Below are 21,518 nucleotides of genomic sequence, written 5' to 3'. Positions count from 1 at the left end.
TCACAGCCTGAGGTTGCATGGTAGGGGGCCTGCGCCTGGGAGCGGACCAGGATTCCCCTATGCGGCGAAAAGGCGGCACCGACCCGGGATGGGCCGGTGCCAGATTCACTGGCCGTGATACTCCACCAGGGCCGGCAGGGTGCTGAGCTCCGGCAGGTAGCGTGCCCAGCGCAGGAAGGCATCCGCCAGGGTGATACCGAGCTCCTGATTGTGCTGGGTCAGGGTGTGGGCAAGGGCCGTGTAGCCCTCCTTGCCGGAGGCAGTATAGGCACTGGAGACCCCGCGATAGATGGCATTTGGCTCGACGTGCAGCCACTGACCCGGGCTGGCTTCCCATTCCAGGCGAGTGATCCTCTCCCCTTTGGGCCTGTCGGCCTGATAGCAGAAGCGCACCCCGGCGGTGTAGGGGAAGCTGCCGCTGCCGCTGCCATTGCCCGTCACCCCGTTGTTGGTGGCGTTGTCGATGGCCCCCTCCAGTGCCTCGGCCAGTTCATGGCCGTGCACCCGGTAGAGGGTAAGGGGAATGGCAAAGGGCAGCAGGCGTCCGGCAACGTCTGCTTCGGTCAGGGGGCCGGGCTCGAGGGAGCAGCGCACGCCCCCGGCATTGTGCAGGGCAAAGTCCACCTGACCCACCTGTTCGCGGGCACTGGCCAGCATGGCACTCGCCACCAGGGGGGCGACCTGGCTGCCGGCGGGCAGGGTGGCATCGGGCAGCCGCTGATGGTGCAGTGGCCCGGCGAGGCGGGTCACGATGCGGCGGGTCATGGTCTCGAGCTCGGGGCGATAACGCCGGGCCAGATGCAGCTCGAGCTCGGGGGCCGGTTCGCAGAAGTGCAGCCCCGCAGGAGGCGGGGAAGCAAAGGGCCAGGGATCCCAGGGTAACCACTCCAGCTGGCCGCGGCTTTGGCACACGCGTCCCTGCTCGTCGAAGGTGAGTTCGCACACCCCGAGACAGAGGGCGCTGTGGGCGGCGTGCAGGATGGCCACCCCGTTCACCATGAGGGGATAGCTGCCTTCGCTGTCGAGCCCGAGCGGCGCCAGATCCCCCAGCAGGCTGTGGGTGTGCCCGCCGACGATGAGGCTGAGCTCGGGGAAGCGGGTCGCCAGTCGCTTGTCCTGCGCCAGACCCAGGTGGCTGAGCAGGATGATGTGCTGGATGCCGGCGGCCTTGATCTCTTCGAGGGCGCGGCTCAAGGTCTCTTCGATACCGTGGAAACGGGTGTGGGGATCGGGGCTCGCGATGGCGGCCATCTGCGGCAGCGTGATGCCGAGCAGGGCGAAGGGCACGTCGTCGATGACGCGCTTGTGCCAGGGGCGGCTCGCGTCAAACAGCTGCGGCAGTCCCTGCAGCCGCAGCGGGGCATCGGCGGGCTCCTGACGGTTGTCGATGTTGGCGGCGAGCACCGGGAAATCGAGCTGGCGCAAAAACTCCACCAGCGGCCCGTTGCCCAGATCGAATTCGTGGTTGCCGATCACCATGGCATCCGGTCGCAAGAGGGCCAGCAGGTCCGCATTGGCCCGCCCTTTGAAACGGTTGAAGTAAAGTGACCCCTGGAAGGTATCGCCGCCATGCAGCAGCAGGCAGGTCTGGCCGGCTGCCTCGGCCTGTTGGCGCAGGGCGGTGAGCCGGGTCAGGATGCGGCCATAGCCGCCGCACTGGGTGCGCCATTCGGACTCGCCATCGGGGGAGAAGCGCATGGGGGCGCCATCGAAATGGGAGTGGCAGTCGCTGAAGTGGGCAAGTTGAACCGTCATACTCAAGGCTCGGTCCTCCTTAGGAAAAAAGAGCACCGAGTCTACTGCATGGGGTGGGGGGGATACCAGCCCGGCGGCAGCCGGGCCGGTAAAGAGTCAGGCGGGAACCATGATCTGGGTGGCGAGGATCACTACCAGCAGGCCGACGGCCACCGGCAGCGAGGTACGTTTGACCACCTCGAACGGAGAGAGATTGCCCATCCCCGCACAGGCGACCACCACCCCGGAGACCGGCGAGATGGTGCGGCCGAGGTTGGATGCCTGCAGCATGGGGATCACCAGATAGGCTGGGTTGACGCCGAGGCTGGTGGCCAAATGGGGGATGAGCTCCACGAAGGCGTAGAAGGGGGCGTTGCCGGAACCCGTGGTGAAGGCCGCCAGGGTGGTGATGACCACCAGCACCAGCATGATGACGATGCCGCCGGTACCGAAGCTCTGGGCCAGATCCAGGAGGTTGGCGATGAAACCAAGCCCCATCAGACCCTGGGCAAAGACCCCGGCACCCACCAGCAGCATCACCACGCCGGCGAAAGCGTCGGCCATGTTGCGCCAGCACACCTGCAGCCCGTCCAGCAGCTCGCGGCCGTTGCGCTTGCGCACCAGCTCCAGCAGGGCGGCCAGCACCAGGCAGATGACGATGATGGTGACGATGTCGAGCTTGGGCCCCAGTTTGCCGTCAAACAGCAGCACACCGATGATGGGGGTGAAGGGCAGGATGGCGTAGAAGCCGGGGGCGTCGGTGACGAGATCGCTCGGGGCGACCGCGGCGTTGTGCTCCCCGGCCTTCTGATCCAGATAACGCTGCCAGAAGAAGTGGGTCACCGCCATGGCGGCGATGGCCACCAGGGAAATGGGCAGGGTCAGCTTGAAGGCAAACTCGATGAGCTCCATGTTCGCGGCCTGGGCTGCCATCACCACGTCCCCCGAGGTGGGGGAGAGGATGATGGCGGCCGGCGAGGCGCACACCGCCGCCGCCGCGCCACGGGAGATACCCATGTTGACCATCAGCGGGAAGAGGGTGGCCATCAGCAGAACCCCGAGGCCGGTTGCGGAGCTCACCGCCAGCGACATGGCGCAAGCGACCAGATAGGCGGCCACCAGCAGGATGTAGGGGGACTTGATGACACCGAGGGGTTTGCTCGCGAGCTTCACCAGTATGGTGTTGGCGCCGATGTGGCTCATGTAGCCGGCAAAGCCGCACAGCACCATGATGAGCATGCCGAGGCCACCCCCCCTGTCGACCAGCAGGAAGCGCACGTATTCGAAGATGTCGGTGGCCATGTGGCCGGTGGAGGGGACGCTCGCCGGCAGCACCGCCTTGCCCATCAGGGCGGTGATCGCCAGCAGCAGCAGGCCGCCGCTGAGCAGTACCCCGGTGGCGGAGTAGCCCTTGAAGATGTAGCGACCCACGGCCAGGGTGACCAGGGTGCCGATCAGGAGTTCTATCATAAAACCTTCCCAAAAGTTGAAATGAGGGGGTGGCCTGCCAGGGCTCACCAGAGGGTTGCGCTGGACTATCCGGCATCGGCCAACAAAAACACTGCGGATATTACCCACTAAGGAGTATTTCACCATCCATTCGATGGCAGCTTGTGATCTCGACTGCAAATCCCCGCCTGAGCCGGGGTGATGACTCGCACGTTTGCAGCAAGCGGGTGCCAAGAGCGGATGACAGGGGGCTGGATCAGGGGTAATCTCCCAATCGGGTTATTAATGCATTGATTATTAATTGAAATTAAGCTGGGACTCACAAGGAGCAAAGCCGCGGACAGATGGGACTCTTCAGCAAGACAGGGGTGACGGTGGCCCTCATTTATGCCGCCTCAATCGGTGCTGTACCTTCCCACTATGCCGGTGTGAAGGTCGCCCCCGATATCAAGGTCGACTTCCAGTTCTATCGGGTCTCCGGGGCCGATGTGGGGGCCGTGATGCGCCAGATCACCGCCTTGTCGCCCACCCAGGCGGACGGGCACATCGGCAAGGCCAGCTATCAGCTCTCCTGGCAGTTGCAGACGAAGGCGACGGCGACACGCTGCGAGCTGGAGCAGGCCAGCGTTCGTGCCCGCATCCAGGTCAGGGTGCCCAACTGGATGGACAAGGCCCGTGCGCCCGCGAAGGAGCGCCAGAAGTGGGACAAGCTGGTGGCCGCCATGTTTGACTACGAGAGCCGTCACAAGGATATTCTGCTGGAGAGCGTGAGCCAGCTTGGCACGCGCCTCGCCCAGTTGCCGGTGACCCGGGATTGCCCAACCCTGGAGCATCAGGGCTGGCAGGCAGGGCAGGCGGTGCTGGAGGCCACCCGGGCGCGGTTCGACACCCTGGCCAGCCAGACCGATCAGGGGCGCAAGCTGGGGGTCGTCTGGCCCAGGGCTGGCTGATAACACGTGTACAGGCCCATGGCCGCTCATGGGAAACATAAAAAACGGGCTGATTGAGCCCGTTTTTTGTTGGTGCGCCCAATGGTGTGGAGGCGGGCAGCCCCGGCTCCTGGGTGGCTAGTCGCGCAGTGGCTTGCCCTTGCGCAGTCTTCGCACCCAGTAGCGGGCGGGATGGAGCGCCTCCAGCAGATCGGAGGCCAGCGGCAGAGGATCGCCGCAGATCTCGCTGGCGACCAGCTCGCCGCACAGGGGCGCCGAGCACAGACCCCGGGAGCCGAGCGCCCCCAGCACGTAGAGGCCGGTGTGCAGGGGCAGCGCGCTCTGCTGATCCGCGGGGGCGTTGACGTCATGATCCGCCAGCGCCGCCAACCGGGCGACGGGCCCGGCGACCGGCAGGTGATCCCGGCTGGCGCAGCGCACCCCCACCCGCGCCTGGTTGCCGCTCACATCCACCTCGGCCGGCCAGGTTTGATCCGGCAGGCAGGCTTGCAGCCGTGCCCTGTTCTGCTCCTGCTCGTCAGCGCGGTAGGCAAGGTCGGTCTGGTTGCGGCCATAGCTGGCCCCGATGCAGTGCGCGCCGTTGTGGGCCGGGGTGAGGTAGCCGTCGTAGCAGAGCACGGTCTTGAGCTGGCTCAAGCCAGCCGTGGCCGGCACATGGCTCACCTGGCCGCGCACCGGATAGAGCGGCAGCTCGGCAAAGGGGAGAAGGGCTGGCAACTGATGCCCGGCTGCCACCACCAGATTGGGGGCACGCCACTGGCGGCCATCCCGGCTCTCCAGGTGCCAGCCATCGGCCTCTTCGGCAATGCGGGTCACAGCGGCATTGAACACCACTTCCAGCCGCCCGCTGGCCTGCGCCTCCGTGATGGCGGCGCGGGTGAGCTCCGCTGGACAGAGCCAGCCCCCCAGGGGATAGCTCACGCCATCCGCATCGCAGGGCAGGCCGACCACCTGCTCAACCTCCACAGCCGAGAGTGGGTGCATCAGCTCGGGGGGGAAGGGGCCCTGGCTCATCTTGGTAAGCTTGGCGGCGGATTTGTCGTCGTAGCCGAGTTGCGTGACGCCACACAGGGAAAAGGCGACGGGGTGGTGCTTTGCCAGGGCCAGCAGCCGGTTTCTGGCAAAGCCGAAGGCCAGCGAATAGAAGCGCGACAGGGCATCGTGCTCGCCGTTGAGCAGGGGGTAGAGCGCCCCCTGCCGATTGCCGGAGGCGCCGCTGGCCGGTTCGCCATCTTCGCACAGCAAGGTGACGTGCCGACCCCGCTCCACCAGAGAGAGCGCCGTCATGGCGGAAGCGATGCCGCCACCGATGATGAGCACCTCTCCCTCCCGCCCTGCGGGGCGGGCATACCAGGGTGCGATGCTCTGCTGCGGCACTTTGCCTTCCCGAACACCCGCCAGCATCTCCCGCTTGCTGCCGTGGCCCTTCACCTTCTTCATGGCAAAGCCGGCGGCAATCAGCCCTCGTCGCACGAAACCGGCGCAGGTAAAGGTCGAGAGGGTGGCATCGGGGCGGGCGAGGCGAGCGAGATCGTCGAAGAGATCCTGGGTCCACATCTCTGGGTTCTTGGCAGGGGAGAAACCGTCCAGATACCAGGCGTCCACCAGACCGGTTGCCGGATGGGGCACCTGGGGCAGCATCTCCTTGATGTCGCCAAACCAGAGGTCGAGGCGGATGCGGCCATCGGCAAAGAGCAGGCGATGGCAGCCGGAGACCGGCAACGGCCACTGGTCGATGAGAGGCTGGCTCAAGGGGGCAAGCTCGGGCCAGGCGGCCAGGGCCTTGCGCAGATCGGCCTGGGTAAGAGGGTATTTCTCGACGCTGATGAAGTGCAGCCGGGATCCGTTGCCGGACAGGGGGGCCTGTTCCAGAAAGGCGGCCATTGTGGCCAGAAAGTTAAGTCCTGTACCGAAACCTGTTTCACCAATCACGAAACTGTCACTATCGTGGTGCGAAAATCGCTCTGGCAGTCGATTTTGCTGCAAAAAGACGTAGCGGGTTTCACTTAGACCGTTATCATTGGAAAAGTACACATCCCCGAACTCACTGGAGACTGGAGTTCCCGCTTCGTTCCAGTCCAATCGGGCATGATGTAAGGATGTTTGACTCACGTTTTCCTCGGCTCGCGTCACAAAATCGCGGGCATTCTACGTGAAAGCAGACCAGTTTGGCAGCCGAAAGCGGGTAGACTCGGTGCCAGTTTTTCCAGACGAGATGAATTAATGAGAAGAGCAGTGATCACCGGTATCGGCGTCATCTCCAGTATCGGCAACAACAAGGAAGAGGTGCTGGCCTCCCTGAAAGCAGGCAAATCCGGCATCACCTATTCCGAGCAGTTCGAGCAGTACAACCTGCGCAGCCGTGTCTGGGGTAACATCAAACTCGATCCGTCTGAACTGATCGACCGTAAAGTCATGCGTTTCATGGGTGACGCCGCGGCCTACGCCTACCTCTCCATGCAGCAGGCCATCGAAGATGCCGGCCTGCCGGAAGAGATGGTCTCCAACGAGCGTACCGGCATCGTGACCGGTTCCGGCGGCGCCTCCGGCAAGAACACCTCCGAATCTGCCGATATCGCCCGTGAAAAGGGCGTCAAGCGGGTGGGTCCCTACATGGTGCCGCGTACCATGTCCTCCACCACCTCCGCCTGTCTTGCCACCCCGTTCAAGATAAAAGGTGTCAACTACACCATCAGCTCCGCCTGTGCGACCTCTGCCCACTGCATCGGTCATGCCCTGGAACTGATCCAGCTTGGCAAGCAGGACATCATCTTTGCCGGTGGCGGCGAGGAGCTGGACTGGTCTTCCACCATCCAGTTCGACGCCATGGGCGCGCTCTCCACCAAGTACAACGACAGCCCGGAAAAAGCGTCCCGCACCTATGATGCGGACCGCGACGGCTTCGTCATCTCTGGTGGTGGCGGCATCCTGGTGGTCGAGGAGCTGGAACACGCCCTGGCCCGTGGTGCCCACATCTACGCCGAAATCACCGGTTACGGTGCGACCTCCGACGGCTACGACATGGTGGCCCCGAGCGGTGAAGGCGCCGTGCGTTGCATGAAGATGGCGATGCAGGGTGTCGGCAAGGTGGACTACATCAACACTCACGGTACCTCTACTCCGGTTGGTGACACCAAGGAGCTGGAAGCCATTCAGACCCTGTTTGGCAGCAATGCACCCAAGCTCTCCGCCACCAAGGCGATGACCGGCCATGCTCTGGGCGCCGCCGGCGTGCACGAGGCCGTCTACTCCCTGCTGATGATGGAACACGGCTTCATCGCCCCCAGCATCAACATCGAGAATCTGGACGAGAAAGCCGTGGGCCTGCCCATCGTGCGTGAATACGAAGTGGCCGACCTCAATACCGTCATGTCCAACAGCTTCGGCTTTGGCGGTACCAACGCCTCTCTGGTGTTCAGCAAGTTCAAGGCTTGATCTCCCCGTGGGGAGCACAACGCGGAATAGAAAAAGGCGCCGAAAGGCGCCTTTTTTATTGAATTCTTTTTATTGAACTCTGCTGATGGTTCCCGGTTCTGGACCGTTGTCTGCCAGGGACAACCGCATATAGACAGCCCCGTCACCATACTCCACCAGCGATTTGCCGGTGTCGGCGGGCACAAACCCCTGCTTGCGCCAGAAGGCGGGGGCATCCTGAACCGCCACCAGGCCTGCATGGCGATATCCTGCATGGCTCGCGAAAGCGAGCGCCCTTGCCAGCAGCCGCTGTCCGACACCCAGGCCGCGTGACTTGCTCGAGACAGCGAGATCGTGCAGATAGAACTCGTCGTGACCGGCCAGCGCCTTCATCGGCACCGAGAGGGGCGGGGGCTGGTGGGCACGCCAGGGGTGGCAGAGCAGGTAACCCAGCACCTTGCCCTGACGCTCGGCCACCCAGCAGTAGGCGGGGGCCAGCTCGGTTTTGTTCTGCATCACCTCGAGGGGCTCTGGTTCTAACTGGTGATAACACTCGTGCTGGATGGCCATGATGGCGGGCCAGTCTGGCGTGCGGATGGTGCGGATCGTGATCATGATGCGGGTCGGGTCCGTACTCAAACCGTGGCAAAAAGGGCTGACAGCATACCCCAGAGAGCACACAAACGAAACCGGGTCACTGTCAGCGACTCGTCAGCGAACCGGTTCCTTGCTCACGATCTTGACCAGCTGGTAGCGCAAGGAAGGAGCATCGGCCGGCACATCGGCCAGTTGCTCCCTGGTCACTTCCAGCTGGTAGCGGTAGCCCGGCTCGAAGGTGAAGCCTTCGATCTGCTGATAGAAGAGGCTCCAGCTCTCGCCTGGCTGACTGCGCACCTGCATGCACTTCATGGGGGCGACACCGACGCAGTCTGCCAGCTTGTCCTGGATATAGAGGGTTTCGGTGGTCGGGGCGCTCTGGCAGGCGCTGAGCAGGAGGGCAGAGCTGAGGAGCAGGGGAGATTTCATGATGAGTGTCCTTGGCGTAAAAGGGCGCGATTAAACCTGCAAAAGAAAAGGCGGTCAATGACCGCCTTTGTAACAAACCATGACAGATCGGGCTCAGCGCTGGTCGAGGGGCACGAACTCTCGCAGGGGCTGACCGGTGTAGAGCTGACGGGGACGGCCGATCTTCTGATCCGGGTCCGAGTGCATCTCGTTCCAGTGGGCAATCCAGCCGATGGTACGGGAGATGGCGAAGATCACGGTGAACATGGACATGGGGATGCCGATGGCCTTCATGATGATGCCGGAGTAGAAGTCCACGTTCGGGTAGAGCTTCTTCTCGATGAAGTAGGGGTCGGACAGCGCGATGCGTTCCAGCTCCATGGCAACGTCCAGCAGCGGATCCTTGATCTGCAGCTCGGTCAGTACCTCGTGGCAGGTTTCGCGCATCACGGTGGCACGGGGATCGTGGTTCTTGTAAACCCGGTGACCGAAGCCCATCAGACGGAATGGATCATTCTTGTCCTTGGCGCGGCCGATGTACTCGGGAATGCGATCCACGGAGCCAATCTCTTCGAGCATCTTGAGGCAGGCTTCGTTGGCACCACCGTGGGCCGGGCCCCACAGGGAGGCGATCCCCGCGGCGATACAGGCAAACGGGTTGGCACCGGAAGAGCCGGCCAGACGCACGGTGGAGGTGGAGGCGTTCTGCTCGTGATCCGCATGCAGGGTGAAGATGCGGTCCATGGCGCGCTCGACGATAGGGTTGACCTTGTACTCTTCGGTCGGCACGCCAAACATCATGTGCAGGAAGTTGCCTGCATAGGAGAGGGCGTTGCGCGGCTGCATGAAGGGCTGGCCGATGGAGTACTTGTAACACATGGCGGCCAGGGTCGGCATCTTGGAGAGCAGACGGAAGGCACAGATCTCGCGATGCTCCTCGTTGTTGATGTCGAGGGCGTCGTGATAGAAGGCGGACAGCGCGCTGACCACGCCGCACATGACGGCCATGGGGTGGGCGTCGCGGCGGAAGCCGCGGAAGAAGAAGGCGATCTGCTCGTGCACCATGGTGTGGCGGGTGACCAGACGTTCAAATTCCGCATATTGGGTCTTGGTGGGGGCCTCGCCGTACAGCAGGATGTAGCAGACTTCGAGGTAGCTGGCCTGGGTGGCCAACTGGGCGATGGGGTAACCGCGGTGCAGCAAGACACCCTGGTCGCCATCGATGTAGGTGATGGAAGATTTGCAAGAACCGGTGGCCATGAAGCCGGGGTCGAAGGTGAAATATCCTTGCGTGCCCAGCTTTCTGACATCGATCACATCGGGTCCAACGGTACCGGAGAGGATCGGCAATTCAACCGGCTCTTTTCCGGGCAGATGTAGGGTGGCTATCTTATCAGCCATAGCACGTCTCCTTTGCTCTTTTATAATTTGGTTCCAGCCCTACTTTATTACGACTGTTATGACGCTGGCAAAGGTTCTTACCCGTACCACGGCGGCTGGAGCGCCTTATTTGAACCAGAGAACCATGTCTTTGTCAATTTTGCTGGATGATCATTAATGACTTGTTAAAGCTGTTGTGAGATCTGGTTTACGGTTTTGGATTTTCTGTGTAGCTATTTGATTGTCATTGGTTAAGGCCGCCGATATACTGCGCCACGTGGGTGATGGTCGTCGGTGTTTGAAACGCTTTCGCAAAGCCAGATGTGATATCGAAAATGTTATTTTTGGCTTTCCTGAGTTGTTTTGGTAACAAAAACCTAACAAATGCCACTCCTCGCCCTCAAAGCGTGTGAAAACAATAACTAACGTGCTCAATGGAGCTGAGTGGGCAAAGCCGTGAAAAACAAACAGAGACCTGTAAACCTCGACCTACAGACGATCAGCTTTCCTGTCACCGCCATCGCTTCCATCTTGCATCGTGTCTCAGGGGTCATCACCTTTGTGGCATTGGCCATCTTGCTGTGGATGCTTGGTACTTCACTCGCCTCTCCCGAAGGATTTGAATCGGTCGTTGCCATCATGGACAACTTCTTGGTCAAGTTCGTGCTGTGGGGGATCCTGACCGCGCTGGCTTACCACATCGTGGGCGGTCTGCGGCACCTGGTCATGGACATGGGCTATTGGGAAGAGCTGGAATCCGGTAATCAGAGTGCCCGTGTGGCCTTCGTGATCACCGCGGTTTTGGCGGTATTGGCGGGGGTACTGGTATGGTAACCAATTCTGCAACTTTCGGGCGCAGCGGTGTTCATGATTACATCCTGATCCGCGCCACCGCCCTCATCATGACGTGCTACGTCCTCTATCTGGTTGGCTTTGTCGCGTTCAACGACATCACCTACGAGGTGTGGACCGGCTTCTTCTCCAACACCTTCACCAAGGTCTTCACCCTGCTGACGCTCGTATGCGTCTTGATCCACGCTTGGATCGGTCTGTGGCAGGTGCTGACCGACTATATCAAGCCGGTCGGACTGCGCGGTGCGCTGCAGTTTGTGCTGGTGGTGGTGCTGTTTGTCTATGTGATGACTGGTTTCGTCGTGCTGTGGGGTGTGTAAGGTGACTATTCCAACTCGTGAATTTGATGCGGTCGTGATCGGTGCCGGTGGCGCCGGTATGCGCGCCGCGCTGCAGATTGCCCAGTCCGGCAAGAGCTGCGCCCTGTTATCCAAGGTTTTCCCGACCCGTTCCCACACGGTCTCCGCCCAGGGCGGGATCACGGTCGCCCTGGGCAATGCCCACGACGACAACTGGCAGTGGCACATGTATGATACCGTCAAGGGCTCCGATTATATCGGTGATCAGGAAGCCATCGAATACATGTGCAAGACCGGCCCCGAGGCCATCTATGAGCTGGAGAACATGGGCTTGCCTTTCTCCCGCTTTGACAACGGTACCGTCTACCAGCGTCCGTTCGGCGGTCAGTCCAAGAACTTCGGCGGCGAGCAGGCTGCCCGCACTGCGGCGGCAGCCGACCGCACCGGTCACGCCCTGCTGCACACCCTGTATCAACAAAACGTCAAGAACAAGACCACCGTCTTCTCCGAGTGGTATGCCCTGGATCTGGTGAAGAACCAGGATGGTCATATCGTTGGCTGTACCGCCATCGACATGGAGAGCGGTGAAGTCGTCTACTTCAAGGCCAAGGCCACCGTGCTCGCCACCGGCGGCGCCGGTCGCATCTACCAGTCCACCACCAACGCACACATCAACACCGGTGACGGCGTCGGCATGGCGCTGCGTGCCGGGGTCGGCGTACAGGACATGGAGTTCTGGCAGTTCCACCCCACCGGTATTGCCGGGGCAGGGGTACTGGTGACTGAGGGTTGCCGTGGTGAAGGCGGCTACCTGCTGAACAAGGACGGCGAGCGCTTCATGGAGCGTTATGCGCCAAACGCCAAGGACCTGGCCGGTCGCGACGTGGTGGCCCGCTCCATCATGATCGAGATCCGCGAAGGCCGTGGCTGTGACGGTCCCTGGGGCCCGCACATCAAGCTCAAGCTGGATCATCTGGGCAAAGAGGTGCTGGAATCCCGCCTGCCGGGCATCTGCGAGCTTTCTCGCACCTTCGCCCACGTGGATCCGGTCAAAGAGCCTATCCCCATCATCCCGACTTGCCACTACATGATGGGCGGCGTGCCGACCAGCGTGAACGGCCAGTGCCTGACCCAGGACAAGGATGGCAACGACGTGCCGGTGGTCGGTCTGTTCGCGGTGGGCGAGATCGCCTGCGTCTCCGTGCACGGTGCCAACCGTCTGGGCGGCAACTCCCTGCTGGATCTGGTGGTGTTCGGTCGTGCTGCCGGTATGCACCTGGTGGAGACCCTTGGCTCGATGGAGCACGGCGTGGAAGCCACCGACGCCGACATCGCCAAGGCGCTGGAGCGCTTCAACCGCTGGGAAAACAACCGTGACGGGGAAGACCCGGCCCAGATCCGCAAGGATCTGCAGCGCTGCATGCAGAACAACTTCTCCGTGTTCCGGGAAGGGGATGCCATGGCAGAAGGGCTGGCCGAGTTGAAACTCATCCGCGAGCGTCTCAAGAACGCCCGTCTGGACGACACTTCCAAGGAGTTCAATACCCAGCGCATCGAGTGCCTGGAGCTGGACAACCTGATGGAGACCGCCTATGCCACCGCGGTGGCGGCGAACTTCCGTACCGAGAGTCGTGGCGCCCACAGCCGCTTCGACTTCCCGGAGCGTGACGATGAGAGCTGGCTGTGCCACAGCCTCTATCATCCGGACACCGAGTCCATGACCCGTCGCGCTGTCAACATGTCACCCAAGACCCGTGAGGCGTTCCCGCCCAAGGTCCGGACTTACTGATTGCGGAGCCAAGCACAATGAACGTCACATTCTCTGTCTACAGATACAATCCGGACGTTGATAACGTCCCGTATATGAAGGATTATCGTCTTGATATTCCTGAAGGTTCCGACATGATGGTGCTCGACGCACTGATCCAGCTCAAGGAGCTGGATCCCACGCTCGCCTTCCGTCGCTCCTGCCGCGAAGGGGTCTGTGGATCTGACGGTCTCAACATGAATGGCAAGAACGGTCTGGCCTGCATCACGCCGCTCTCGGATCTCTTGAAGAAGGGCAGTAAGGTCGTCATTCGGCCCTTGCCCGGTCTGCCGGTGATCCGGGATCTGGTGATCGACATGACCCAGTTCTACACCCAGTGGGAGAAGGTCAAACCCTTCCTCATCAACGACGAAAAACTGCCGCCCGTGCGTGAGCACCTGCAATCCCCCGAAGAGCGCGCCAAGCTGGATGGCCTGTACGAGTGCATACTCTGTGCCTGCTGCTCCACCTCTTGCCCCTCCTTCTGGTGGAACCCGGACAAGTTCATCGGTCCGGCCGGCCTGCTCGCCGCCTATCGCTGGCTGGCGGACAGCCGCGACACTGCGGCCAGTGAGCGACTGGGCAACCTGGATGACGCCTTCAGCGTGTTCCGCTGCCACGGCATCATGAACTGCGTGAACGTCTGTCCCAAGGGCTTGAACCCGACCAAGGCCATCGGTCAGATCAAGTCGATGTTGCTCAACCGAGCCGTGTAGTATCGGGGCCAGGGCGCCTTGCGCCGGGCCCGACCTCTGGATAGCCATCCCGCCCCGGGATGGCTATGACCCTACAAGCTGCAGTGCAGCGAACAAGATGTACAAGGGATAGAAATGCATAACGGCGTGATGAAGGCCTGGTTGGAGTCATCTCACCTGGCTGGTGCGAATGCAAGCTACATTGAGGATTTGTACGAATCCTTCCTGGAAAACCCCGACTCCGTTGCCGACGAATGGCGCAGCCTGTTCCAGTCGCTGCCCCAGGTCAACGGACATGCAGTAGAACAACCCCACTCCCAGGTTCGCGACTATTTCCGCCGCCTGGCCAAGGACTCCTCCCGTTACAGCGCTCCCGTCTCCGATCCCCAGGTGGATGCCAAGCAGGTTCGCGTACTGCAACTGATCAACGCCTTCCGCTTCCGCGGTCACCAGAACGCCAACCTGGACCCCCTGGGTCTGTGGCAGCGCGAGCCGGTCGCCGAGCTGGACCCGGCCTTCCACAACCTGCAAGGTGCAGACATGGAGGCCACCTTCAATGTGGGCTCCTACGCCATCGGTCGCGAGACCATGGTGCTCTCCGATCTGTATGCCTCGCTGAAGAAAACCTATTGCGGCAGCATCGGCGCCGACTACATGCACCTCACCTCCACCGAGGAGAAGCGCTGGCTGCAAGACAGGCTGGAATCCATCGAAGGGACGGGCAACTATACCCTCGAAGAGAAGACCCGCTTCCTCGAGAGCCTGACCGCCGCCGAAGGGCTGGAAAAATACCTGGGTGCCAAGTTCCCGGGGGCCAAGCGATTCTCCCTGGAAGGGGGCGATGCCATGGTGCCCATGCTCAAAGAGTTGATCCGTCGCGCCGGTGAGCAGGGTTGCAAGGAAGCCGTCATCGGCATGGCCCACCGCGGTCGCCTCAACGTGCTCATCAACGTACTGGGCAAGCGCGCTCAGGACCTGTTCGACGAGTTCGCCGGCAAGCACGGCGAATCCTGGGGTACCGGGGATGTGAAGTACCACATGGGCTTCTCCTCCGACTTCGCCACCCCGGGCGGCAACGTCCACCTGGCGCTCGCCTTCAACCCGTCGCACCTCGAGATCGTCAACCCCGTGGTCATCGGCTCCGTGCGTGCCCGTATGGACCGCCGCGGTGACAAGGACGGATCCAGCGTCCTGCCCATCACCATCCACGGTGACTCCGCCATCGCGGGGCAGGGGGTCGTTGCCGAGACCTTCAACATGTCCCAGACCCGTGCCTATGGCGTGGGTGGCACGGTGCGCATCGTCATCAACAACCAGGTGGGCTTCACCACCTCCTATATCCGTGACCTGCGCTCCACCGAATATTGCACCGACATCGCCAAGGCGGTGCAGGCCCCTGTGCTGCACGTCAACGGGGATGACCCGGAAGCCGTGGTGCTGGTGACCCAGATCGCCCTGGATTACCGCAACACCTTCAAGCGCGATGTGGTGATCGAGCTGGTCTGCTACCGTCGTCACGGCCACAACGAGGCTGACGAGCCGAGCGCGACCCAGCCCCTGATGTATCAGAAGATCAAGCAGCACCCGACGCCGCGCAAGATCTACGCCGATCAGCTGATCGCCGAAGGAGCCATCGCGCCGGAGCTGGCCACCACGCTAGTCAACGACTATCGCGATACCCTGGATCGGGGCGAGCGGGTGAGCAAGGAATGGCGCCCCATGGAGCTGCACTCCGTGGACTGGACCCCTTATCTGGGTCACGACTGGGCCATGGCCTATGACAGCACTGTGCCCATGGATCATCTGAAGGCCCTGGGTGAGCGCATCAGCCAGTACCCGGCCACCCATGTGCTGCAACGCCAGGTCGAGAAGATCTACGAAGACCGTCGCCTGATGGCCGCCGGTGAGAAGCTGGTGGACTGGGGCTTTGCCGAGACCCTGGCCTACGCCACCCTGGTGGACAAGGGATCCCGCATTCGCTTTACCGGGGAAGACTCCGGCCGCGGTACCTTCTTCCATCGCCACGCCGTGCTGCACAGCCAGACCGATGCCAGCACCTACACCCCGCTGTGCAACCTGCACGACGAGCAGGGCCCGTTCGAGGTGTACGACTCCGTGCTGACCGAGAACGCGGTACTGGCGTTTGAATATGGCTACGCCAGCGCGGAGCCGGCCGGTCTCACCATCTGGGAAGCCCAGTTCGGTGACTTCGCCAACTGCGCCCAGGTGGTGGTGGACCAGTTCCTCTCCTCCGGCGAGCAGAAGTGGGGCCGGATGTGCGGCCTGACCATGCTGCTGCCCCACGGTTACGAGGGCCAGGGCCCGGAGCACTCCTCCGCCCGTCTGGAGCGTTACCTGCAGATGTGCGCTCAGCACAACATGCAGGTGTGCGTGCCCTCCACCCCGGCGCAGGTGTTCCACATGCTGCGTCGCCAGGTGGTACGCCCCATGCGCCGTCCGCTCATCGTGATGACGCCCAAATCCCTGCTGCGCCACCCGCTGGCGGTGAGCAAGCTCGAAGAGCTGGCAGAGGGCACCTTCCAGAACGCCATCGGCGAAATCGATGCGCTGGATCCCAAAGGCGTCAAGCGCGTGGTCTTCTGCTCCGGCAAGGTCTACTACGACCTGCTCGATGCCCGTCGCAAGGCCGAGCAGCAGGACGTGGCCCTGGTACGGATCGAGCAGCTCTACCCCTTCCCGGAAGAGGAAGTGCGCGCCATCCTGGCCGACTATGCCCACGTCACCGACTTCGTCTGGTGTCAGGAAGAGCCGCAGAACCAGGGCGCCTGGTACAGCACCCGTCATCACTACGACAGTGTGCTGCCAAGCCATGCCCGTCTGCGTTATGCCGGTCGCCCGGCCTCGGCCTCACCGGCTGTCGGTTACATGTCCGTCCACGCCAAGCAGCAAAAAGCCCTGGTGGAAGACGCCCTTACCCTGGAATGAACGAGTTGTGGATGAGAGGGCCCGTGTCGGGACCCTCTCTGACCTGGAACAAGCCTGCTGGCCAAGAAGTAACAAGGAACTGATTACATGACTATCGAGATCAAGGTACCGGACCTGCCGGAATCAGTGGCGGATGCCACCATCGCGACCTGGCACAAGAAACCGGGTGATCTGGTTGCCCGTGACGAAGTGCTGGTTGACATCGAAACCGATAAAGTCGTGCTGGAAGTGCCCGCGCCGGAAGCCGGCGTACTGGGCGACATCCTGCAGAGCGAAGGGGCGACCGTGCTCTCCCGCCAGCTGATCGCCATGCTCAAGCCGGCCCCCGTTGCCGGTGAAGCGACCAGCGAGAAGCCGGTGGAAGCTGTGGCCGATGACGCTGCCGATGGCCTGAGCCCTTCCGTGCGCCGCATGGTGGCCGAGCACGACATCGACGTCGCCAAGCTGACCGGCACCGGCAAGGGTGGTCGTGTCACCAAGGAAGACGTGGAAGCCTTCATCAAGAATCTGGGCAAGGCTCCCGTGGCTGCGCCGGCTGCTGCCGCTCCCGTGGCTGCCGCACCGGTCGCGCCGTTGGCCGGTCGCACCGAGAAGCGTGTGCCCATGACCCGTCTGCGCAAGCGCATCGCCGAGCGTCTGCTGGAGGCCAAGAACACCACCGCCATGCTGACCACTTTCAACGAGATCAACATGGCGCCCATCATGAAGCTGCGCAAGCAGTACGGCGAGATCTTCGAGAAGAAGCACGGCATCAAGCTCGGCTTCATGTCCTTCTATGTGAAGGCCGTGGTCGAATCCCTCAAGCGCTACCCGGAAGTGAACGCAGCGCTGGACGGTGACGACATCGTCTACCACAACTACTTCGACGTCAGCATCGCCGTCTCCACCCCCCGTGGTCTGGTGACCCCGGTGCTGCGCGACTGCGACAACATGAGCCTGGCCGATATCGAGAAGGCCATCAAAGACCTGGCCGGCAAGGGCCGTGACGGCAAGCTGACCGTGGATGAACTGACTGGCGGCAACTTCACCATCACCAACGGTGGCGTGTTCGGCTCCCTGATGTCCACCCCCATCATCAACCCGCCCCAGAGCGCCATTCTGGGTATGCACAAGATCCAGGACCGCCCCATGGCCGTCGACGGCAAGGTCGAGATCCTGCCGATGATGTACCTGGCGCTCTCCTACGATCACCGCATCATCGACGGCCGCGAGTCCGTGGGCTTCCTGGTCTCCATCAAGGAGCTCCTGGAAGACCCGACCCGTCTGCTGCTGGATGTCTGAGCAAGCGTGACTGAAAGATAACGAGGGGCCGCCCAGGCCCCCATTCACAGGGGATTGAGAAACACGAGCCCCGGACGGAAATACCTACAACACGGATAGAGCATCTATGAATCTGCATGAATATCAGGCAAAACAGCTGTTTGCCGAGTATGGCCTGCCGGTCTCCGAAGGTTATGCCTGTGCTACCCCGCAGGAAGCGGCCGAAGCGGCCGACAAGATTGGCGGCAACACCTGGGTCGTCAAATGCCAGGTCCACGCCGGTGGCCGCGGTAAAGCGGGCGGTGTCAAGCTGGCCAAGAGCAAGGACGAGATCCGCGCCTTTGCCCAGAACTGGCTCGGCAAGAACCTGGTGACCTATCAGACTGACGCCAATGGTCAGCCGGTTACCAAGATCCTGGTGGAGTCCTGCACCGACATCGCCAAGGAACTGTACCTGGGCGCCGTGGTCGACCGTGGCTCTCGCCGCGTGGTCTTCATGGCTTCCACCGAAGGTGGCGTGGAGATTGAGAAAGTCGCCCACGAAACCCCGGAACTCATTCACAAGGCTGCCATCGATCCCCTGGTAGGCCCGCAGCCTTATCAGGCCCGCGAGCTGGCCTTCAAGCTGGGTCTGGTTGGCGAGCAGATCAAGCAGTTCACCAAGATCTTCATGGGCCTGGGCCAGATGTTCCTGGACTGCGACTTCGCCCTGCTGGAGATCAACCCCCTGGTCATCACCGACAAGGGCAACCTGCACTGCCTGGACGGCAAGATCAACATCGACGCCAACGCCCTGTACCGTCAGCCCAAACTGCGCGAGATGCACGATCCGTCCCAGGATGACCCCCGCGAAGCGCACGCCGCCCAGTGGGAGCTGAACTATGTGGCGCTCGATGGCAACATCGGCTGCATGGTCAACGGCGCGGGCCTGGCCATGGGTACCATGGACATCGTCAATCTGCACGGCGGTTCCCCGGCCAACTTCCTGGACGTCGGCGGCGGCGCCACCAAGGAGCGCGTGACCGAGGCCTTCAAGATCATCCTCTCCGACAGCAAGGTACAAGCCGTGCTGGTCAACATCTTCGGTGGCATCGTGCGCTGCGACATGATCGCGGAAGGCATCATCGGCGCCGTCAAGGAAGTGGGTGTGAAAGTGCCCGTGGTGGTGCGTCTGGAAGGCAACAACGCCGAACTGGGTGCCCGTAAACTGGCCGACAGCGGCCTCAATATCATCGCCGCAACGAGTCTGACTGACGCAGCTCAGCAAGTGGTAAAAGCAGCGGAGGCCAAATAATGAGCGTTCTGATCAACAAAGACACCAAGGTGATCTGCCAGGGCTTTACCGGCGGTCAGGGTACCTTCCACTCCGAACAGGCCATTGCCTACGGTACCCAGATGGTTGGCGGCGTGTCCCCGGGCAAGGGTGGCACTACCCACCTGGGCCTGCCGGTGTTCAACACCGTCCGTGACGCCGTGGAAGCCACCGGCGCCACCGCCTCCGTCATCTATGTACCGGCCCCGTTCTGCAAGGACGCCATCCTGGAAGCCATCGATGCCGGCATCAAGCTCATCGTCACCATCACCGAAGGCATCCCGACCCTGGACATGCTGGACGTCAAGGTGAAGCTGCAGGAAACCGGCGTGCGGATGATCGGTCCAAACTGCCCGGGCGTCATCACCCCGGGTGAGTGCAAGATTGGCATCATGCCGGGCCACATCCACAAGCCGGGCAAGGTGGGCATCGTCTCCCGCTCCGGCACCCTGACCTATGAAGCGGTCAAGCAGACCACGGACGAGGGCTTCGGCCAGTCCACCTGCGTCGGCATCGGTGGCGACCCCATCCCGGGTTCCAACTTCATCGACATTCTGGAGATGTTCCAGAACGACCCGCAGACCGAAGCCATCGTGATGATCGGCGAGATCGGCGGCAACGCCGAGGAAGACGCGGCGGCCTACATCAAGGCTCACGTCACCAAGCCGGTGGTCTCCTACATCGCGGGCGTCACCGCCCCGGCTGGCAAGCGCATGGGTCATGCGGGCGCCATCATCGCCGGTGGTAAAGGCACCGCGGCCGAGAAATTTGCCGCCCTGGAAGATGCCGGTGTGAAAACCGTGCGCTCCCTGGCCGATATCGGCAAAGCCCTGCGTGAAGTGACCGGCTGGTAAGTTAGCCTGTTATCTCTAATTGAAAATGCCGCCCTAGGGCGGCATTTTTTATAAACGAGAGGCTTCACTTAGTTATTTTCAATGCATTGTAGGTTGGTGCTGAACCTGCTAATCCCAGAATGTTAAATAAATCAATATCAAACAGGTAATGATATATTTATTTCTGATAGACGCCTATCTAACATATCAATTCTATTTGTTATTACTGCTATGTCTCTTATTAGACTCACTCTATATTGCTTGGCCGCTTCATCTGAATTTAACTCTTTACCATGTCGGTCTATTGAGTTTCTGACATTAACAATAGCCTCAGTGCAACGTTCTAGTTCTTTGTAAAGATATTCTACCCGTTGATACTCAGAATTTATTAAGCTAGTTAAATACTGTGTTTCAACAAATATTTTCTGTGCGCTGGCTACAACCTCATTACTTTCACCGGTTTTTCTTAACACCTCTCTCGTTTCTACAAGCTCTTCTTTTTGACTAAGATAGGTTTTAATCAGAAAGTATAGCGCTAACGCAGAAACTATAGGATTCAGTAGACCACCAAAGTAGTCGCCTATTGCCCCCCAATCACTTGGAGCTTCAGACCATGGGAATTTATAGAAATTTTTAATATAAACTCCTAACAAAGATATTAGAATAATACCTAATACAGCCCATGGCCAAATTATTTTATTAATATTCCTACTCATAATTTTCTAACCTAGAAATGCATAATGTTAAATTAATGGGTCTTTTTAAACTTATTTCGTGTGCTAAGAAAACCACTCCAATCACTTGTTGGTCATTTACACACCGATAAACTTTATTATCACGGCACCAATTACTGCTGTTACTACAGGCGCAAAAATACAATTGGTGAAGCTGTGAAAATATACTGATTGATGATATCGCGGTTGTAAATTCAATTTCTTCTCGGCTTCGTGCTTTAGCTCCTTTAATGGATTCCTCTATTAGCTGATTCTCGATTTTTTCGTTTATTTCGGCGAGGCGTAGCGCAAGCTTTGCTCCGGATGTATAAAAAGCAAAGCCTACAAAAATCAGTAGATAAATTATCATAGAATAGAGATTATGCGGCTCTGAGAGAACCATATGGTTGGGTGTTGGTGACTTTTCCCAGAAAAGACTAAGATATTGTGTATTTTGATATACCCAATTTATCATCTCTTTGAGTGGGCGGGCGATCATGCCACCTAGATGAGTTCCATCATCTAGACGAAAAAACACCATTTTTAGAAAAGAGATCACAGTAGAGATTACTGATGGAACGATGATTGTTACTCCGAGTAATCGTTTTTGGATTGATTTTTTTCTTGCTTCTCTAAAGTTCAAGCTTGTACTCCTAATAAATTTTGTTGAGTGATGAAAAGCATGGCGATGCTTGATCGTTTCGTTATAAATTTGTAATTGTGCTCCACTTTTCTTCATGGGGGCAAAAATCTCTTTGACTTGATATTCCGGATTCTTCTGCTGGCCGTAGCAAGTCATTTACCTTTAGCCTGCGCTTTTGAGCGAAGTAATGGTTAGGACTTAGCCAATTTTTTGGTTTCCAAGTGAG

18 protein-coding genes are annotated in these 21,518 nt (G+C 60.3%); 10 read left to right on the top strand and 8 right to left on the bottom strand.

The annotated features are described in order from the left end of the window. Positions 1–105 precede the first annotated feature (105 nt). Both AB5Y93_RS13425 and dcuC read right to left on the bottom strand, forming a co-directional pair. The gene (locus AB5Y93_RS13425; protein ID WP_368229587.1) at positions 106–1,761 is read right to left on the bottom strand and encodes a bifunctional UDP-sugar hydrolase/5'-nucleotidase; all 1,656 of its coding nucleotides are present in this window, start codon (positions 1,759–1,761) and stop codon (positions 106–108) included. A 90-nt stretch (positions 1,762–1,851) separates the two neighbouring features. Continuing rightward, a complete protein-coding gene (dcuC, locus tag AB5Y93_RS13420) occupies positions 1,852–3,204 on the bottom strand; it encodes an anaerobic C4-dicarboxylate transporter DcuC (RefSeq protein ID WP_010674486.1) in 1,353 nt (450 codons plus the stop codon). A 323-nt stretch (positions 3,205–3,527) separates the two neighbouring features. Between dcuC and AB5Y93_RS13415 the strand changes: the two genes are divergently transcribed. Continuing rightward, a complete protein-coding gene (locus tag AB5Y93_RS13415) occupies positions 3,528–4,133 on the top strand; it encodes a DUF922 domain-containing protein (RefSeq protein ID WP_045524720.1) in 606 nt (201 codons plus the stop codon). Positions 4,134–4,250: 117 nt separating this feature from the next. Here AB5Y93_RS13415 and mnmC read toward each other — a convergent pair whose 3' ends face one another. Beyond that, positions 4,251–6,266: a bifunctional tRNA (5-methylaminomethyl-2-thiouridine)(34)-methyltransferase MnmD/FAD-dependent 5-carboxymethylaminomethyl-2-thiouridine(34) oxidoreductase MnmC gene (mnmC, locus tag AB5Y93_RS13410; protein WP_368229586.1), complete on the bottom strand. Its 2,016-nt coding sequence runs from the start codon at positions 6,264–6,266 to the stop codon at positions 4,251–4,253. 90 nt (positions 6,267–6,356) lie between these two features. On the opposite strand from mnmC, the gene fabB reads away from it, so the two are divergent. Then, positions 6,357–7,568: a beta-ketoacyl-ACP synthase I gene (fabB, locus tag AB5Y93_RS13405; protein ID WP_368229585.1), complete on the top strand. Its 1,212-nt coding sequence runs from the start codon at positions 6,357–6,359 to the stop codon at positions 7,566–7,568. A 69-nt stretch (positions 7,569–7,637) separates the two neighbouring features. On the opposite strand, the gene AB5Y93_RS13400 is transcribed toward fabB, so the two are convergent. The 3 genes from AB5Y93_RS13400 to AB5Y93_RS13390 form a co-directional block, all read right to left on the bottom strand. Next, entirely contained in the window at positions 7,638–8,162 is a 525-nt protein-coding gene (locus tag AB5Y93_RS13400) for a GNAT family N-acetyltransferase (protein WP_368229584.1), read from the bottom strand. A gap of 96 nt (positions 8,163–8,258) precedes the next feature. Further along, positions 8,259–8,573, bottom strand: coding sequence for a DUF4377 domain-containing protein (locus tag AB5Y93_RS13395; protein WP_045524724.1), 315 nt, complete (start codon positions 8,571–8,573; stop codon positions 8,259–8,261). 93 nt (positions 8,574–8,666) lie between these two features. Further along, positions 8,667–9,953, bottom strand: a complete 1,287-nt coding sequence (locus AB5Y93_RS13390; RefSeq protein ID WP_010674492.1) for a citrate synthase — start codon at positions 9,951–9,953, stop codon at positions 8,667–8,669. 423 nt (positions 9,954–10,376) lie between these two features. On the opposite strand from AB5Y93_RS13390, the gene sdhC reads away from it, so the two are divergent. The 8 genes from sdhC (at position 10,377) to sucD (ending at position 19,957) form a co-directional block, all read left to right on the top strand. Next, a complete protein-coding gene (gene sdhC / locus AB5Y93_RS13385; protein WP_029314418.1) occupies positions 10,377–10,766 on the top strand; it encodes a succinate dehydrogenase cytochrome b556 subunit in 390 nt (129 codons plus the stop codon). Further along, positions 10,760–11,104 (top strand): succinate dehydrogenase, hydrophobic membrane anchor protein, encoded by a 345-nt coding sequence (gene sdhD, locus AB5Y93_RS13380; protein WP_010674495.1) that lies wholly within the window; start codon positions 10,760–10,762, stop codon positions 11,102–11,104. Before sdhC ends, sdhD begins: the two co-directional genes overlap by 7 nt. 1 nt (position 11,105) lies before the next feature. Further along, positions 11,106–12,872 (top strand): succinate dehydrogenase flavoprotein subunit, encoded by a 1,767-nt coding sequence (gene sdhA, locus AB5Y93_RS13375; protein WP_029314421.1) that lies wholly within the window; start codon positions 11,106–11,108, stop codon positions 12,870–12,872. Positions 12,873–12,889: 17 nt separating this feature from the next. Next, positions 12,890–13,606, top strand: coding sequence for a succinate dehydrogenase iron-sulfur subunit (locus AB5Y93_RS13370; protein ID WP_010674497.1), 717 nt, complete (start codon positions 12,890–12,892; stop codon positions 13,604–13,606). Between the two features lie 114 nt (positions 13,607–13,720). After that, positions 13,721–16,531: a 2-oxoglutarate dehydrogenase E1 component gene (sucA, locus tag AB5Y93_RS13365; RefSeq protein WP_045524727.1), complete on the top strand. Its 2,811-nt coding sequence runs from the start codon at positions 13,721–13,723 to the stop codon at positions 16,529–16,531. An 87-nt stretch (positions 16,532–16,618) separates the two neighbouring features. Beyond that, the gene (gene odhB, locus AB5Y93_RS13360) at positions 16,619–17,812 is read left to right on the top strand and encodes a 2-oxoglutarate dehydrogenase complex dihydrolipoyllysine-residue succinyltransferase (protein WP_221366465.1); all 1,194 of its coding nucleotides are present in this window, start codon (positions 16,619–16,621) and stop codon (positions 17,810–17,812) included. A 106-nt stretch (positions 17,813–17,918) separates the two neighbouring features. Then, positions 17,919–19,085: an ADP-forming succinate--CoA ligase subunit beta gene (gene sucC / locus AB5Y93_RS13355; RefSeq protein WP_368229582.1), complete on the top strand. Its 1,167-nt coding sequence runs from the start codon at positions 17,919–17,921 to the stop codon at positions 19,083–19,085. After that, positions 19,085–19,957 (top strand): succinate--CoA ligase subunit alpha, encoded by an 873-nt coding sequence (gene sucD, locus AB5Y93_RS13350; protein WP_005300222.1) that lies wholly within the window; start codon positions 19,085–19,087, stop codon positions 19,955–19,957. Before sucC ends, sucD begins: the two co-directional genes overlap by 1 nt. A gap of 137 nt (positions 19,958–20,094) precedes the next feature. Here sucD and AB5Y93_RS13345 read toward each other — a convergent pair whose 3' ends face one another. Further along, a complete protein-coding gene (locus AB5Y93_RS13345) occupies positions 20,095–20,652 on the bottom strand; it encodes a hypothetical protein (protein ID WP_368229580.1) in 558 nt (185 codons plus the stop codon). Further along, on the bottom strand, positions 20,645–21,448 hold the full coding sequence (locus AB5Y93_RS13340) for a YniB family protein (RefSeq protein ID WP_368229579.1): 804 nt from the start codon (positions 21,446–21,448) through the stop codon (positions 20,645–20,647). The genes AB5Y93_RS13345 and AB5Y93_RS13340 overlap by 8 nt, the downstream gene beginning before the upstream one ends. Positions 21,449–21,518 lie beyond the last annotated feature (70 nt).

This window comes from Aeromonas sp. R10-1 (assembly GCF_040908465.1).
GTDB lineage: Bacteria > Pseudomonadota > Gammaproteobacteria > Enterobacterales > Aeromonadaceae > Aeromonas > Aeromonas caviae.
This window is presented reverse-complemented; position numbering and strand designations above follow the sequence as displayed.

Excerpts from the sequence above, each read along its gene's own strand:
- dcuC (WP_010674486.1), bottom strand. The coding sequence starts at position 3,204 with ATGATAGAACTCCTGATCGGCACCCTGGTCACCCTGGCCGTGGGTCGC.
- AB5Y93_RS13415 (WP_045524720.1), top strand. The coding sequence starts at position 3,528 with ATGGGACTCTTCAGCAAGACAGGGGTGACGGTGGCCCTCATTTATGCC.
- fabB (WP_368229585.1), top strand. The coding sequence starts at position 6,357 with ATGAGAAGAGCAGTGATCACCGGTATCGGCGTCATCTCCAGTATCGGC.
- AB5Y93_RS13400 (WP_368229584.1), bottom strand. The coding sequence starts at position 8,162 with ATGATCACGATCCGCACCATCCGCACGCCAGACTGGCCCGCCATCATG.
- AB5Y93_RS13395 (WP_045524724.1), bottom strand. The coding sequence starts at position 8,573 with ATGAAATCTCCCCTGCTCCTCAGCTCTGCCCTCCTGCTCAGCGCCTGC.
- AB5Y93_RS13390 (WP_010674492.1), bottom strand. The coding sequence starts at position 9,953 with ATGGCTGATAAGATAGCCACCCTACATCTGCCCGGAAAAGAGCCGGTT.
- sdhD (WP_010674495.1), top strand. The coding sequence starts at position 10,760 with ATGGTAACCAATTCTGCAACTTTCGGGCGCAGCGGTGTTCATGATTAC.
- AB5Y93_RS13370 (WP_010674497.1), top strand. The coding sequence starts at position 12,890 with ATGAACGTCACATTCTCTGTCTACAGATACAATCCGGACGTTGATAAC.
- sucA (WP_045524727.1), top strand. The coding sequence starts at position 13,721 with ATGCATAACGGCGTGATGAAGGCCTGGTTGGAGTCATCTCACCTGGCT.
- odhB (WP_221366465.1), top strand. The coding sequence starts at position 16,619 with ATGACTATCGAGATCAAGGTACCGGACCTGCCGGAATCAGTGGCGGAT.
- sucC (WP_368229582.1), top strand. The coding sequence starts at position 17,919 with ATGAATCTGCATGAATATCAGGCAAAACAGCTGTTTGCCGAGTATGGC.
- sucD (WP_005300222.1), top strand. The coding sequence starts at position 19,085 with ATGAGCGTTCTGATCAACAAAGACACCAAGGTGATCTGCCAGGGCTTT.
- AB5Y93_RS13345 (WP_368229580.1), bottom strand. The coding sequence starts at position 20,652 with ATGAGTAGGAATATTAATAAAATAATTTGGCCATGGGCTGTATTAGGT.
- AB5Y93_RS13340 (WP_368229579.1), bottom strand. The coding sequence starts at position 21,448 with ATGACTTGCTACGGCCAGCAGAAGAATCCGGAATATCAAGTCAAAGAG.